The sequence below is a fragment of the Pseudomonas sp. NPDC089401 genome (assembly GCF_044749485.1).
Taxonomy (GTDB): Bacteria; Pseudomonadota; Gammaproteobacteria; order Pseudomonadales; family Pseudomonadaceae; genus Aquipseudomonas.
Genome location: NZ_JBIVIA010000007.1, coordinates 224,378 through 239,604, shown reverse-complemented (window position 1 = coordinate 239,604; position 15,227 = coordinate 224,378). Strand labels below are relative to the sequence as shown.

Genomic DNA, 15,227 nt, shown 5'->3' with positions numbered 1-15,227 from the left:
GCGAAGGCCTCAGCGCTGATGACGGATGCGTGGGTTGGCCAGGCCGTAGAGGATATCCACGACGAAGTTGACCAGGATCACCAGGCAGGCGATCAACAGGATGCCGTTCTGGACCACGGGGTAGTCACGGGCACCGATGGCTTCGATCAGCCATTTGCCGATGCCCGGCCAGGAAAAGATGGTTTCGGTGAGCACGGCGCCGGCCAGCAGCGTGCCGACCTGCAGGCCGAACACCGTCAGCACCGGGATCAGCGCGTTGCGCAGGCCGTGCACGAACACCACCCGGGCCGGCGACAGGCCCTTGGCGCGGGCGGTGCGGATGTAGTCCTCGCGCAGCACTTCGAGCATCGACGAGCGGGTCATGCGGGCGATCACCGCCAGCGGGATGGTGCCGAGCACGATGGCCGGCAGGATCAGGTGCATCAGCGCATCCTTGAACGCGCCTTCCTCGTCGCTGAGCAGGGTGTCGATGAGCATCAAGCCGGTCTTCGGCTCGATGTCGTAGAGCAGGTCGATGCGCCCGGACACCGGGGTCCAGCCCAGGCTCACGGAGAAGAACATGATCAGGATCAGGCCCCACCAGAAGATCGGCATCGAGTAGCCGGCCAGGGAGATGCCCATCACCCCATGGTCGAACAGCGAGCCACGCTTGAGCGCAGCGATCACCCCGGCCAGCAGGCCGAATACGCCGGCGAACAACAGGGCGGCGAGGGCCAGTTCGAGGGTGGCGGGGAACAGGGTGAGGAACTCGTGCCACACGCTTTCGCGGGTGCGCAGCGATTCGCCGAGGTCACCGTGGGCCAGTTTGCCGACGTAGTCCAGGTACTGGACCGGCAGCGGCTTGTTCAGGCCCAGGCGCTCCATGGCCTGGGCGTGCATCTCGGGGTCGACCCTGCGCTCGCCCATCATCACTTCCACCGGGTCGCCGGGGATCAGGCGTATGAGCGCGAAGGTCAGCAAGGTGATGCCGAAGAAGGTCGGTATCAGCAGGCCAAGGCGCCGGGCAATAAAACTCAACATTGTCGGGGTTACCTCATCAGGCCGTGGGGCGATCAGCCCGTAACGGCGGTGCCGCCGGTTCCCGTGTGGGTCGCCGGCGATCGTTGTTGTTCTACTTCACCCGGGTGGTGGCGAAGTTGTTGTTGGTCAGAGGGTTGATCACGTATCCCTCCACGTTGTCACGCATGGCGGTGAACATCTTCGGATGCGCCATGCTGATCCAGGGCTGGTCGTCATCGTACACCTTCAAAGCCTCGGCATAGAGCCTGGCGCGTTCGTCGTTGTCGATCACTTCGCGGGCGCGGGTGATCAGCTCCTGGAATTTCGAGTTGCACCAGCGCGCGTAGTTCTCGCCGCTCCTGGCGGCGTCGCAGCTGAGCAGCGGGCTGAGGAAGTTGTCCGGGTCGCCGTTGTCGCCGGCCCAGCCGGTGGACACCAGGTCGGCCTCGCCTTTCTTGGCCCGGCGCAGCATCTCGGCCCATTCCATCACGCGGATGTCGAGCTTCAGGCCGATCTGCTTGAGGTCGCCTTGCAGCATTTCGGCCGAAAGGCGCGGGTTGGGGTTGGTCGGGCCGCCGCCGTTGCGGGTGAACAGGGTGATCACCGTGCCTTCCGGCACGCCGGCTTCCTTCAGCAGCTCGCGGGCCTTGGCCAGGTCGCGGGGCGGGTTATGGTTCTCGGTGTTGTAGCCGATCATGGTCGGCGGGTAGGGATTCACCCCGACCAGCGCGTTGCCTTTGCCGAACAGCTGGTCGACGTGGGTCTGGCGGTCGAAGGCCATGTTGATCGCCTTGCGCACACGCACGTCGCTCAAGTACTTGTGTTCGGTGTTGATCGCGATGTAGCCGGTGACCAGCGCTTCGATTTCCTCGACCTTGAGCTTTGGGTCCTGCTTGATCGACGGCACGTCATCCGGTTTGGGGTACAGCGCCACCTGGCATTCGTTGGCGCGCAGCTTCTGCAAACGCACGTTGCTGTCGGTGGCGATGGCGAACACCAGGGCATCGGCCGGCGGCTTGCCGCGGAAGTAGTCCGGGTTGGCCTTGAAGCGCACCTGGGCATCCTTGTTGTAGCGCTGGAAGATGAACGCCCCCGTGCCCACCGGCTTGCTGTTGAGGTCGCCGGTCTTGCCGGCCTTGAGCAACTGGTCGCCGTACTCGGCGGAGTAGATCGAGGTGAAGGGCATGCCCATGTCACGCAGGAATGGCGCTTCCGGGCGGTTGAGGGTGATCACCACGGTGTGGTCGTCGGTCTTGGCCACGGATTTGAGCAGGTCCTTGAAGGCCATGCTTTCGAAGTAGGGGTAGCCGACACTGGACTTGTCGTGCCACGGGTGCCGCGGGTCGAGCTGACGGTTCAGGCTCCACAGCACGTCGTCGGCATTGAACTCGCGGGTGGGGGTGAAGTAGTCGGTGGTGTGGAACTTCACCCCGTGGCGCAGGTGGAAGGTGTAGGTCAGGCCGTCGGGCGAGATGTCCCAGCGTTCGGCCAGGGCCGGCTGGATGTCGGTGGTGCCGGGCTTGAAGTCGACCAGACGGTTGAACACCGTCTCGGCCGAGGCATCGGCGGTGACCGCGGTGGTGTACTGAACGATGTCGAAGCCTTCCGGGCTGGCCTCGGTGCACACCACCAGCGGCTTGGCGAACACCTGGCCGGCGGCGGCCAGGGTGAACGCGGCCAAGGCGGTGCGGAGCATTGGCGATTTCATGTGATCTCCCTGCTTGCATTGATTCCAGCGTAGCCGCCACGGCCCCGGGACGAAGCGGGCCGTGGCGCCAGCGGTCAGAGAATGTTGAATGGAATGGTGGTGACGATGCGCAACTCGTCGAGGCTGCCATCGGCCTGGGCCTTGCTGGCACGGTGCGCGGTGTAGGTGGCGCGGATGCTGGTGTCCTTCAGTGGCCCGCTCTGCACCGCGTAGCTGGTGCCGATGCCCCACTCGTAGTGGGTTTCGCCGTCCATGCCGCGCACGTTGTAGGCGGTGCCCGTGTAGTGGGTGCCGTCGATGCCCCAGCCGCGGGCGTTGTACAGGTTGAACTTGAGGCCGGGCACGCCATACGGCGCCATGTTCAGCACGTAGGAAAGCTGCAGGGATTTTTCGTTGGGGCCGTTGAAGTCCGACAGCAGCGAGTTGGCCAGGTAGATGCCGTTGGTTTCGTGCAGGTAGTCGAAGTACTCGTTGCCGTTGACCTGCTGCCAGGAGGCGGTGAGGGTGTGGGCCTGGTGGGTCAGGCCCAGCGACAGGCTGTAGGTGTCGTTGTCGATCTCGCCCATCTTCTTGCTGCCGGCGTCCACGGTCTTGTAGTAGTTCAGGCCGGTGGTCAGGGCGAGCACGGCGTTGTCGCCGAGCACGTGGTTGGCGCCGAAGTAGTACTGGTTCCAGAAGTCGTCGACCTTGGTCGCGTAGAGGCTGGTGCTCAGGCTTTTCAGCGGCTGGTAGTTGATGCCGGCGGTGCTGGCGCGGTCGGTCTCGACGCCGGTGGCGCCGTATTCGCTGCGGAACTTGCTCAGGCTCTGCTCGGTACGCGGCGAGACGCGGTCGAAGGTGCCCAGGTCGAAGCTCAGGTTGTCGAATTCGGCGCTGTGCAGGAACGCGCCCTGGAAGCTCGACGGCAAGGCACGGTTGCCGATGTAGGCGATCATCGGCGTGTCCACCGACTGGCGGCCGACGGTCAGGGTGGTGTTGGACACCCGCGCCTTGACGTTGGCCAGGCCCATCTTGCTCCACTGGCCGACCGCGTCGCCGTCGCTGTGGGTCAGGGTGCGGTTGTTCGGCCCGGCGATCGCCGCACGGCCCTGTTCCAGGGCGATGGCGTTGTAGCCGGCGGCCTCGACGGCAAAGCCGACGGTGCCCTGGGTGAAGCCCGAGCTGTAGTTGAGGATGGTGCCTTGCAGCCAGTTGTCACGGCTGTGGGTGTCGTGGCGGCTGCCATCGCCCTTGGTGTACTGCCACAGCGGCGCGCGGGTGGCGCGTTCGCGGGCGTACCAGTTGCGGGTGGAGCCGGACAGGCTCTGGCCGTCGATGAAGCCTTTGGCGTCGTCCTGTTCGCTGCTGGATTTCAGGCTGAACGGGATGTAGTCCTGGCTTTGGGTATCGGCTTCGGTCACCGCCGAGAATGTGCCGATGGATAAGGCCAAAGCGGTCAAGGTGAATAATTTCAAGGTTAAAGCTCCCTTTCTGTTCTTTTAGTTATTGCCTGGCCTTGTGGGCCGGGTTGCTTGCTGCGGTGTTGCCAGGGTTGCCAGGGTTGCCCGGGTCTGCGGGCAAAATCGGGGGAGGTTATTGGCTGTGCCGGCCCTTTCGCGGGTAAACCCGCTCCCACAGGTACAGCGCAAGCTCTGAGCCTGTGGTGAGCCTGTGGGAGCGGGTTCAGCCGCGAAGAGGCCGGACCTGGCTAATGCCTAATCAACACCCACACCGGAAAAGTCATTGCGCCCGAACGGGCTGACCTTGAAATCGGCCACCTTGATGCTCAGCGGCTGGTTGACGGTGGAATGCGCCACCGGGGTGATCGGCACCTGCTGCTTGAGGCGCTGCTGGGCCTGCCGGTACAGCGCCGTACGCTGTTCGCGGTCGGTGACCTGCTTGGCCTGTTTGACCAGCTTGTCGTACTGCGGGTCGCACCACAGCGAGTAGTTGTTGCTGCCGATGGCGTCGCAGTTGTAGAGGGTGCCGAGCCAGTTGTCCGGGTCGCCGTTGTCGCCGGTCCAGCCGATCAGGGCGATGTCGTGCTCGCCGCTCTTCATGCGCTTGGGGTACTCGCCCCATTCGTAGCTGACGATGCGCACCTTGAAGCCGAGCTTGTTCCAGTCGGCCTGGAGCATCTCGGCCATGAGCTTGGCGTTGGGGTTGTACGGGCGTTGCACGGGCATGGCCCACAGGGTGATCTCGGTGCCCGGTTTGACCCCGGCCTGTTGCAGCAGCTGCTTGGCCTTCTGCGGGTCGTACGGTGCGTCCTCGAGGCTGTTGTCGTAGGACCATTGGGTCGGCGGCATGGCGTTGACTGCCAGCTGGCCGGCGTCCTGGTATACCGCCTGGATGATGGCTTTCTTGTTGACCGCCATGTCCATGGCCTGGCGCACTTGCAGGCGGTCGAACGGCGGATGTTGGGTGTTGTAGGCGATGTAGCCAAGGTTGAAGCCCGGCTGCTGCAGCACCTGCAGCTTGCCGTCGGCCTTGAGCGCCGGCAGGTCGGCCGGGCGCGGGTGCAAGGTGACCTGGCATTCGTTGCGGCGCAGCTTCTGGATGCGCACCGACGGGTCGGTGTTGATCGAGAACACCAGGTTGTCGATCTTCACCTGGTCAGGCGCCCAGTACTGCGGGTTGCCCTTGTAGCGGATCTGCGAATCCTTCTGGTAGCGCTGGAACACGAACGGGCCGGTGCCGATCGGCTGCTGGTTGATGTCGCTGGGGCGCCCGCTGGCCAGCAACTGGTCGGCGTATTCCGCGGAAAGGATGGCGGCGAAGCTCATCGCCAGGTTCTGGATGAACGCGGCATCGACCTTGTTCAGGGTGAACACCACGGTCAGTGGGTCGGTCTTCTCGACGCGGGCGATGTTCTTGTCCAGGCCCATGCTGACGAAGTAGGGGAATTCGGTGGGGTAGGCCTGGCGGAACGGCTGTGCCTTGTCGAGCATGCGGTTGAAGGTGAACAGCACGTCGTCGGCATTGAACTCGCGGCTCGGTGTGAAGGCCTTGTTGGCGTGGAACTTCACCCCTTGGCGCAGGTGGAAGGTGTAGCGCAGGCCATCGTCGGAAACCTCCCACTTCGTCGCCAGTGCCGGGTGCACCGCCGTGCCGCCGCGTTCGAATTCCACCAGCCGGTTGTACAGTGGCTCGGCGGCGTCGTTGTCGGTGGCGCTGGTGTACTGGGCGGTGTCGAAGCCGGCCGGGCTGCCTTCAGAGCAGAACACCAGATTCTTGGCCTGAAGGGCAGGGGCCTGGCTCAGCAGGCCGAGGGCGAGCAGGGTCGAAAGGCGAGTGACGTGGCGCATGGCGGTTCCTTTTCCAGCTGTGCGAGCCGCTTCGGGGTACGAATGGCGGCAACAGTTTCCCGCCTCCGTCGCGGGTAGCGTCGGAGCGGGGGTGCTTGGTGGCAGTGAAATGGCCCCCGCCGTTGCCTGGAAGGGGCCGGGACTTGGCCTATTTGTCCACGCTGACGCCGTAGAACGAGTTCAACGCGAACGGGCTGATCTTGAAGTCCTTCACCTTGGCGCTCATCGGCTGGTACACCGTGGAGTGGGCGATCGGGGTGATCGGCACCTGCTCCTTGAGGATGTGCTGGGCCTTCTGGTACAGCTCGGTGCGCTTGGCCTGGTCGGAGGTGGCCTTGGCCTGCTTGATCAGGTCGTCGTAGGGCTTGTAGCACCACTTGGAGAAGTTGTTGCCGTCGATGGCGTCGCAGCCGTAGAGGGTGCCGAGCCAGTTGTCCGGGTCACCGTTGTCGCCGCTCCAGCCGATCAGCATGGCGCCCTGTTCGCCACCCTTGGAGCGCTTGATGTACTCGCCCCACTCGTAGCTGACGATCTTGGCCTTGATGCCGATCTTGCTCCAGTCGGACTGCAGCATCTCGGCCATCAGCTTGGCGTTGGGGTTGTACGGGCGCTGCACGGGCATGGCCCACAGGGTGATCTCGGTGCCTTCCTTGATGCCGGCTTCCTTGAGCAGCTGCTTGGCTTTTTCCGGATCGTATGGCGCATCCTTGATGCTGGCGTCATAGGACCACTGGGTCGGTGGCATGGCGTTGACCGCCAGCTGGCCGGCGCCCTGGTACACCGATTCGATGATCTTCTTCTTGTCCACGGCCATGTCCAGCGCTTCGCGGACCTTCAGCTGGGCCATCGGGTTGGGCTCGTTGCTGCCCTTGATCTTGTCCATCACGTTGTAGGCGATGTAGCCGAGGTTGAAGCCGGCCTGCTGCGGCATCTGCAGGTTCTTGTCGGCCTTGAGCGGCTCGATGTCGGCCGGGCGCGGGAACAGGGTGACCTGGCACTCGTTCTTCTTCAGTTTCTGCATGCGCACCGAGGCATCGGTGGTGATGGCGAAGATCAGGTTGTCGATCTTCACGTCCTCGGGCTTCCAGTAGTCCTTGTTGCCCTTGAAGCGGATCTGCGCATCCTTCTGGTACTTGCTGAACACGAACGGGCCGGTGCCGATCGGCTTCTGGTTGATGTCGGCGGCCTTGCCGTCCTTGAGCAGCTGGTCGGCGTATTCGGCGGACTGGATCGAGGCGAAGCTCATGGCCAGGTTCTGGATGAACGCGGCGTCCACTTCGTTGAGGGTGAACTTCACCGTGTGCTCGTCGAGCTTCTCGACCTTGGCGATGTTCTTGTCCATGCCCATGTCGGTGAAGTAGGGGAATTCGGTGGGGTAGGCCTTACGGAACGGGTGGTTCTTGTCGAGCATGCGGTTGAAGGTGAACAGCACGTCGTCGGCGTTGAACTCACGGGTCGGCTTGAAGTAGTCGGTGGTGTGGAACTTCACCCCTTCGCGCAGGTGGAAGGTGTAAGTCTTGCCGTCGTCGGCGACTTCCCACTTGCTGGCCAGGCCCGGGATCACGGCGGTGCCGCCGCGTTCGAACTGGGTCAGGCGGTTGAACACGGTCTCGGCTGACGCATCGAAGTCGGTTCCGGTGGTGTATTGCCCCGGGTCGAAGCCGGCCGGGCTGCCTTCGGAGCAGAACACCAGGTTGGACGCGGCGTGGGCAAACGGCGCGCCGGCGAGCAAGCCTGCACCGAGCAGGAACGGAATGACTGCGTGTTTGAGCATGGTGGCCTCATTCTTGTCTTTTTGATTTGAGGTGGCCTCGTGAGCCGACCTGCGGATACTTATGCAGGGGATATTCCCAATGCAACACTCAGGAGGATAGTTGGCGTCAGAAAAGTAGTACGTGCGTACATGGATGTCGCATTCATATAACTTTCAGGGAAGTTGAACGTTTGCGCGGGCAAAATGATGGCTTTTTGCGGAATGTTTCGAGGGCGGGATGGGCGTAGGAAGCACCTAAATGGTGCGTAGGAAATTTCTCGAAAGATGCGAGATTGGCGTCTTTGCTTCTATGTTGAAGGCCGTGACGAACCCTGTGGGAGCGGGTTTACCCGCGAACACGGGCGAAGCCCGTGCCATCCACCGCATCGCCTGATTCGCGGGTGAACCCGCTCCCACAGGGGGCGCGTGCCAGCCTTCAGATTTGGTTATCTACAGGTAATGATGAGAGTGCTTAAGGCATCTGCACTTCAATCAGCCCATCAGCATTCATGCTGACCTCGCTGGTGCCTGCTTCGATATCCGGCGCCGGCGCCGCCTCGTCCGCGGCCTTGGCCATCATCGCCATCGGCGCGCTGCGCAGGTAGGGGCGTGGGTAGCCGGAGCTGTTGAGGTTCAGGCTGACCACTTTGTAACCCTTGCCGCCCAGTGCCTCGGTGGCCAGTTGCGCGCGGGCCTTGAAGGCATTTACCGCATCCTTGAGCAGTTCATCCTCGCTGGCCTTGCGCGTGGCCGCGGCGATGGAGAAGTCCATGCCGCCCATCTTCAGGTCCTGCAACAGGTCGGCGGTGAGCTGGGACAGGGCCGGGAAGTCGGCGCTTTCCAGGCGCAGCTCGGCGCGCTCGCGCCAGCCGGTGATCTTCTGGCCCTTGGTGTCATATACCGGGTAGCTGTTGCGGCTGCCCTGGCTGATCTTCACGTCCTTGACCTGGCGCGCCTGCTGCACGGCCTTGTTCAGGGTTTCGGTGATCTGCTTGGCGAGCTTGCCCGGGTCGGTGTTCTGCGCTTCGCTGTAGAGGGTCACCACCATCAGGTCGCGCGCCACTTCCTTGCTCACTTCGGCGCGCAGCGAAACCTGGTTGTAGCGCGGCTCGTCCGCCGCCAGCGCGGGAAGGCTGGCGAGCAGGCCGCAGGAAAGGACGAGGGCGGCGCCGCGACGTGGAATCTGCATGTGTTACTCCTTGGCAATAAAGGGCGTGGAGGCTGGACATCCATTCCACGCATGGCCCATCAGACCGGGACCAGTGTAGTGGGTTCACAAGTGCCATCATGAATGTGTGACAAAGTGTGGCGCTTTGCCGCATCGCTGCAGCGAGGCGCCCGGCTTCGGTATACTCCAGCCGATTTTCCTGGAGCACTCATCAGGAGAGCTCATGCTCGCCGCCGTACAACCGCTGTCCGCAACACGCCAGAACCTCTGGCGCCTGACCGTCATCCGGGTCCTGGTCCTGGCCGCCCAGGCCGGCTCCGTGGGCGTCGCCTACTGGACCGACCTGCTGCCGCTGCCTTGGCTGTCGCTGGCCGCGACCCTGGCCCTGTCGTCGCTGCTCTGCGCCTTCACGGCGCTGCGCCTGCGCCTGTCGCTGCCGGTCACCGAAACCGAATACGCCCTGCAACTGGCCTGCGACCTGCTGATCCACAGTGCCCTGCTGTACTACACCGGCGGCTCGACCAACCCGTTCGTGTCCTATTACCTGGTGCCGCTGGCGATTGCCGCGGTGACCCTGCCGTGGCTGTATTCGCTGATCCTGTCGGGCATCGCCCTGACCGCCTACAGCCTGCTGCTGGTCAAGTTCTACCCGCTCGAAGGCTTGCCGCTGGCGCGGGACAAGATGCAGGTCTACGGCATGTGGCTGAGCATCGCCCTGGCCGCTGCGGTGATCACCTTCTTCGCCGCGCGCATGGCCGAGGAACTGCGCCGCCAGGAACAGCTGCGCGCCGAACGCCGCGAGGAAAGCCTGCGCGACGAGCAGTTGCTGGCCGTGGCCACCCAGGCCGCCGGCGCCGCCCACGAGCTGGGCACACCGCTGGCGACCATGAGCGTGCTGCTCAACGAGATGCGCCAGGACCACACCGACCCGCTGCTGCAGGAAGACCTGCAGATCCTTCAGGACCAGGTCAAGCTGTGCAAGGAAACCCTCCAGCAGCTGGTGCGCGCCGCCGAGGCCAACCGTCGCCTGGCGGTGCTGGAGCAGGACGTCACTGCCTGGCTCGACGAGGCGCTGAACCGCTGGCACCTGATGCGCCCGGAGGCCAGCTACCGCTTCCAGCGCCTGCGCGACGGCCAGGTGCCGCGCCTGACGCCGCCACCGGACCTGACCCAGGCGCTGCTGAACCTGTTGAACAACGCCGCCGATGCCTGCCCCGACGACCTGCAGGTGACCCTCGACTGGGACGCCCAGGACATCCTGATCAGCATCCGCGACCATGGCCCCGGCGTGCCGCCGGCCATCGCCGAAGCGATCGGCAAACCCTTCATTACCACCAAGGGCAAAGGCTTCGGCCTGGGCCTGTTCTTGAGCAAGGCCAGCGTGACCCGTGCGGGCGGTTCGGTGAAACTCTATAGTCATGAACAGGGTGGCACCCTGACCGAATTGCGCCTGCCCCATGGCAAGCGAGGAGATGAATGATGAGCGAAGAAATCCAGGTCGAAGGCGAAGAGCTGCCGCACCTGCTGCTGGTGGACGATGACGCCACCTTCACCCGGGTCATGGCCCGCGCCATGAGCCGCCGCGGTTTCCGCGTGAGTACCGCCGGTTCCGCCGAGGAAGGCCTGATCCTGGCCCAGCAGGACCTGCCGGACTACGCCACGCTGGACCTGAAGATGGAGGGCGACTCGGGCCTGGTGCTGCTGCCCAAGCTGCTGGAGCTGGACCCGGAGATGCGGGTGGTGATCCTGACCGGTTACTCGAGCATCGCCACTGCCGTCGAGGCGGTCAAGCGCGGCGCCTGCAACTACCTGTGCAAGCCGGCCGACGCCGATGACGTGCTGGCGGCGCTGCTGTCCGAGCATGCCGACCTCGATACCCTGGTGCCGGAAAACCCGATGTCGGTGGACCGCCTGCAGTGGGAGCACATCCAGCGCGTGCTCAACGAGCACGAAGGCAACATCTCCGCCACCGCGCGGGCGCTGGGCATGCACCGCCGGACCTTGCAGCGCAAACTGCAGAAGCGCCCGGTTCGCCGCTGAGTCGGCGTTGGCTTCTTCGCGGGTAAACCCGCTCCCACAGGAACTGCGCAGGATCTGCAATCTGTGCAATCCCTGAGGGAGCCACAGGAACTGCGCAGGATCAGGAATCTGTGCAATCCCTGTGGGAGCGGGTTTACCCGCGAAAGGGCCAGTGCAGGCAGAAACTTCTCTATAGTCCCGCTCGATCCCCGCATTTCCTGACGCGTTGGCGTATCATTGGCCGCCTAACGGCAACCCTCCCTTCAGGACCGCCTGCGCATGCTTGCCCTTCTCATCCAGACGCTGAACATCACGGCGCCCGTCTTCGCCATGCTGTTCATGGGCGTGCTGCTCAAACGCATCCACCTGATCGACGACAACTTCAACCGTGTCGCCTCGCAACTGGTGTTCAACGTCTGCATGCCGGCGTTGCTGTTCCTCGGCATCTACCACGCCGACCTGGCCGCCGCAGTCAAGCCCAAGGTCATCCTCTACTTCGTCGCCGCCACCCTGGTCGGCTTCGCCGTGGCCTGGGGCATGGCCATCTGGCGCAGCCCGCCGGCCGAGCGTGGCATCTACACCCAGGGCGCGTTTCGCGGCAACAACGGGGTCATCGGCCTGGCCCTGGCGGCCAGCCTCTACGGCGACTACGGCATTTCCCTGGGGGCGGTGCTCGCCGGCCTGGTGATCCTCATGTACAACTCGCTGTCGGCGGTGGTGCTGGCGGTGTACAGCCCGGACCTGAAGTCCGACCCCTGGAGCATCTGCAAGAACATCTTCAGCAACCCGCTGATCCTCAGCGTGCTGGTGGCCACGCCCATGGCCTACGGCCAGGTGCCGCTGCCCAACTGGCTGCTCACCTCTGGCGACTACCTGGCGCAGATGACCCTGCCGCTGGCGCTGATCTGCATCGGCGGCACGCTTTCGCTGGCGGCCCTGCGCGACAGTGGCAGGCTGGCGGTCGACGCCAGCCTGGTGAAGATGGTCTGGCTGCCGCTGATCGGCACCCTGGGTGCCTGGTTGTGCGGCTTTCGCGGCGCCGAACTGGGCATCCTGTTCCTCTACATCGGCAGCCCGACCGCGGCAGCCAGCTATGTCATGGCTCGCGCGGCCAACGGCAACCATGAACTGGCGGCCTCGATCATCGTGATCACCACGCTAATGGCGGCGATCACCACCAATATTGGTATTTTCATCTTGCAGTGGGGCGGATGGATCTAGATCCTTGACTGCAAAACAACAGCAACAACACCGCCTCATTGAGCCAAAGGACACTTCATGCAAGACCAGAGCACGCCCGAGCAGCTGAAGCGCGGGCTGAAGAATCGCCATATCCAGCTGATCGCGCTGGGTGGCGCCGTCGGCACCGGGCTGTTCCTGGGCATCGCCCAGACCATCCAGCTGGCCGGTCCCTCCGTCCTGCTGGGCTATGCCATCGCCGGCCTGATGGCCTTCCTGATCATGCGCCAGCTTGGCGAGATGGTGGTCGAGGAACCGGTCGCCGGCAGCTTCAGCCACTTCGCCCACCAGTACTGGAGCGAGTTCGCCGGCTTCGTCTCGGGCTGGAACTACTGGGTGGTGTACGTGCTGGTGGGCATGGCCGAGCTCACGGCGGTGGGCATCTACGTGCAGTACTGGTGGCCCGGGTTCCCGACCTGGGCTACGGCGGCGATCTTCTTCGTGGTGATCAACCTGATCAACCTGACCCAGGTGAAGGTCTACGGCGAGATGGAGTTCTGGTTCGCCCTGGTCAAGGTGGTGGCGATCGTCAGCATGATCGGCTTCGGCGCCTGGATGCTCGCCAGCGGCCATGGCGGCGCGGATGCCAGCGTGGCCAACCTGTGGCAGTACGGCGGCTTCTTCCCCAATGGCGTGAGCGGCCTGGTGATGGCGCTGGCGGTGATCATGTTCTCGTTCGGCGGCCTGGAGCTGGTCGGCATCACCGCTGCCGAGGCCGACAACCCGCGCCAGAGCATTCCCAAGGCCACCAACCAGGTGGTCTACCGCATCCTGATCTTCTACATCGGCGCCCTGGCCGTGCTGCTGTCGCTGTACCCATGGCAGAAGGTGGTGCAGGGCGGCAGCCCGTTCGTGATGATCTTCCACGAGCTGGACAGCGACCTGGTGGCGACCATCCTCAACATCGTGGTGCTGACCGCGGCGCTGTCGGTGTACAACAGCTGTGTGTACGCCAACAGCCGCATGCTGTTCGGCCTGGCCAGCCAGGGCGATGCACCGCGCCAGCTGCTCAAGGTCAGCCGCAGCGGCGTGCCGTTGACGGCACTGGGCGTGTCGGCATTCGCCACGGGGCTGTGCGTGCTGATCAACTACCTGATGCCCGGTGAGGCGTTCGGCCTGCTGATGGCGCTGGCGGTGTCGGCGCTGGTGATCAACTGGGCGAGCATCAGCATCACCCACCTTAAGTTCCGCAAGGCCAAGCTCGCGGCCGGGATCACCCCGTTCTACAAGAGCCTGGGGCACCCGCTGACCAACTACCTGTGCCTGGCGTTCATCGTGCTGATTCTGGTGGTGATGTACCTGACGCCGTCGGTCCGCATCTCGGTGATGCTGATTCCGGCGTGGATCCTGCTGCTGTGGGGCGCTTTCAAGCTGAAGAAGGCCCGGCAGGCAAGATAAGTGAAACAGGCCCGGCCTCTTCGCGGGTAAACCCGCTCCCACAGGGATCGACTACCCCCTGTGGGAGCGGGTTTACCCGCGAAGAGGCCGGGCCTGTCTAGAGTTGTCAGTGCTGCCTGCGCCAGGCCCGCAGTGTGGTGTACAGCAACACCGCACCCAGCACCGGCAGCACATAGAACAGCATCAGCCGCTCCAGCCTCCCAGCCAGCGGCATGCCCATGGTGAAGGCGGCAATGTGCAGCCCGTAGGCCAGGTACAGGCACAGAAACACCAAGCCTTCGGCGCGAGTGATGCGGTAGCCGGAGTAGAACACCGGCAGGCTCAGGGCTGCGACACCGAGCATCACCGGCAGGTCGAAGCCCAGGGCGTTGGGCGAAATGGTCAGCGGCTCGGGCGCGACCAGCGCGGTCAGGCCGAGCACCGCCAGCAGGTTGAACAGGTTGCTGCCGATCACCGTGCCCACGGCGATCTCGCGCTCGCCGCGCAGGGCAGCGATCAGGGCGGCGGCCAGTTCCGGCAGGGACGTGCATATCGCCACCACCGTCAGGCCGATGACGCGCTCCGACAGCCCCAGGTCGGTGGCCACTTCCACCGCGGCTTCCAGCAGCAGATGGCCGCCCAGGCTCAGCATCAGCAAGCCGAACGAGACTTGCAGCAGCGTGCCGGACCAGAAGCGTCCGGCACTGCTCGGCAGCGAACCCGGTGCCGGGTAGGTGCGTGCATAGTGGCGCGACTGGTGCCAGAGCATGGCCAGGTAGCCGGCCAGGGCCAGCAGCAACAGCAGCCCTTCGGCGCGGCCCAGGTGGCCGTTGCCGCACAGGGCGAAGACCAGGCCGCTGGCGGCAATCATCAGCGGAATGTCCAGGCGCACCAGTTGGCGCGATACGCGCAACGGGATGATCAGCGCCGCGAGGCCGAGAATCACCAGTACATTGAAGATATTGCTGCCGATCACGCTGCCCACGGCCACGTCGGGCGCGCCCTGGTAGGCGGCCTGCAGGCTCACGGTCAGTTGTGGCGCGGTGCTGCCGAAAGCCACCAGGCTCAGGCCGATGATCAGCGGCCGTACGTGCAGGCGCTGGGCCAGGCGCAGGGCGGCGCGCACCAGCAGTTCGGCGCCGGCGACCAGCAGCAGCAGGGCGGCGCCCAGTTGCAGCAGGCTGAAGGTGGGGAGGGTGGCCAGGTCGAAAATGATGGGGCTCCAGTCAGGTCAGTCGCTCAGACCTTGTACCCGCACGCGCGCCGTTCCGCTACGGAGCATGCCGATTTTTTCTGCGGCAGCGCGTGACAGGTCGATCAGCCGGCCACGGGTGTGCGGGCCGCGGTCATTGACGCGGACCACCACGCTGCGGTCATTGGCCAGGTTGGTGACCAGCAGCCGGCTGCCGAACGGCAGGCTGCGGTGGGCGGCGGTAAGGCCGTGCTGGTTGAAGGCTTCGCCGCTGGCGGTGCGTTTGCCGTGGTGGCGTGAGCCGTAATAGGAGGCGGTGCCGGTCTGGTCGTAACCGCGCGGGTCGATGTCGTGGCTGGCGCAACCGGCCAGGACCGAGAAGAGGGCTAGGGTGGTGAGGGATCGCTTCAGCAAGTCAGGTGCTCTCCTAGTGCGGCCATTCGCGGGTAAACCCGCTCCCACAGGTGTAGCGACATGCCTGTGGG

12 protein-coding genes are annotated in these 15,227 nt (G+C 64.5%); 4 read left to right on the top strand and 8 right to left on the bottom strand.

Features of this window, described 5'->3' with window-relative positions:
• Nucleotides 1-9 precede the first annotated feature (9 nt).
• From ACIP21_RS17725 to ACIP21_RS17700, 6 genes are all read right to left on the bottom strand, one after another.
• Nucleotides 10-1,020 carry an ABC transporter permease subunit gene (locus ACIP21_RS17725; protein ID WP_400690016.1) on the bottom strand — a complete coding sequence of 337 codons (1,011 nt, stop codon included), beginning with the start codon at nt 1,018-1,020 and terminating at the stop codon, nt 10-12.
• 91 nt (nt 1,021-1,111) lie between these two features.
• Complete coding sequence (locus ACIP21_RS17720) at nt 1,112-2,707, bottom strand: ABC transporter substrate-binding protein (RefSeq protein WP_400690013.1); 1,596 nt, start codon at nt 2,705-2,707, stop codon at nt 1,112-1,114.
• 74 nt (nt 2,708-2,781) lie between these two features.
• On the bottom strand, nt 2,782-4,161 hold the full coding sequence (locus ACIP21_RS17715; protein WP_400690011.1) for an OprD family porin: 1,380 nt from the start codon (nt 4,159-4,161) through the stop codon (nt 2,782-2,784).
• A 240-nt stretch (nt 4,162-4,401) separates the two neighbouring features.
• A complete protein-coding gene (locus ACIP21_RS17710) occupies nt 4,402-5,994 on the bottom strand; it encodes an ABC transporter substrate-binding protein (RefSeq protein ID WP_400690008.1) in 1,593 nt (530 codons plus the stop codon).
• A 148-nt stretch (nt 5,995-6,142) separates the two neighbouring features.
• Entirely contained in the window at nt 6,143-7,768 is a 1,626-nt protein-coding gene (locus ACIP21_RS17705; protein WP_400690005.1) for an ABC transporter substrate-binding protein, read from the bottom strand.
• Nucleotides 7,769-8,219: 451 nt separating this feature from the next.
• The gene (locus ACIP21_RS17700) at nt 8,220-8,936 is read right to left on the bottom strand and encodes an SIMPL domain-containing protein (RefSeq protein WP_400690002.1); all 717 of its coding nucleotides are present in this window, start codon (nt 8,934-8,936) and stop codon (nt 8,220-8,222) included.
• 202 nt (nt 8,937-9,138) lie between these two features.
• Between ACIP21_RS17700 and ACIP21_RS17695 the strand changes: the two genes are divergently transcribed.
• The 4 genes from ACIP21_RS17695 (at nt 9,139) to ACIP21_RS17680 (ending at nt 13,571) form a co-directional block, all read left to right on the top strand.
• Complete coding sequence (locus ACIP21_RS17695; protein ID WP_400690000.1) at nt 9,139-10,395, top strand: ATP-binding protein; 1,257 nt, start codon at nt 9,139-9,141, stop codon at nt 10,393-10,395.
• Nucleotides 10,395-10,955, top strand: a complete 561-nt coding sequence (locus ACIP21_RS17690; protein ID WP_400689998.1) for a response regulator transcription factor — start codon at nt 10,395-10,397, stop codon at nt 10,953-10,955. Before ACIP21_RS17695 ends, ACIP21_RS17690 begins: the two co-directional genes overlap by 1 nt.
• A 258-nt stretch (nt 10,956-11,213) precedes the next feature.
• Nucleotides 11,214-12,155: an AEC family transporter gene (locus tag ACIP21_RS17685; protein ID WP_400689996.1), complete on the top strand. Its 942-nt coding sequence runs from the start codon at nt 11,214-11,216 to the stop codon at nt 12,153-12,155.
• A gap of 57 nt (nt 12,156-12,212) precedes the next feature.
• Nucleotides 12,213-13,571, top strand: coding sequence for an amino acid permease (locus tag ACIP21_RS17680; protein WP_400689993.1), 1,359 nt, complete (start codon nt 12,213-12,215; stop codon nt 13,569-13,571).
• Between the two features lie 106 nt (nt 13,572-13,677).
• On the opposite strand, the gene ACIP21_RS17675 is transcribed toward ACIP21_RS17680, so the two are convergent.
• The gene (locus tag ACIP21_RS17675) at nt 13,678-14,721 is read right to left on the bottom strand and encodes a calcium/sodium antiporter (protein WP_400690239.1); all 1,044 of its coding nucleotides are present in this window, start codon (nt 14,719-14,721) and stop codon (nt 13,678-13,680) included.
• 60 nt (nt 14,722-14,781) lie between these two features.
• Nucleotides 14,782-15,156 (bottom strand): septal ring lytic transglycosylase RlpA family protein, encoded by a 375-nt coding sequence (locus ACIP21_RS17670; protein ID WP_400689991.1) that lies wholly within the window; start codon nt 15,154-15,156, stop codon nt 14,782-14,784.
• Nucleotides 15,157-15,227: the final 71 nt, after the last annotated feature.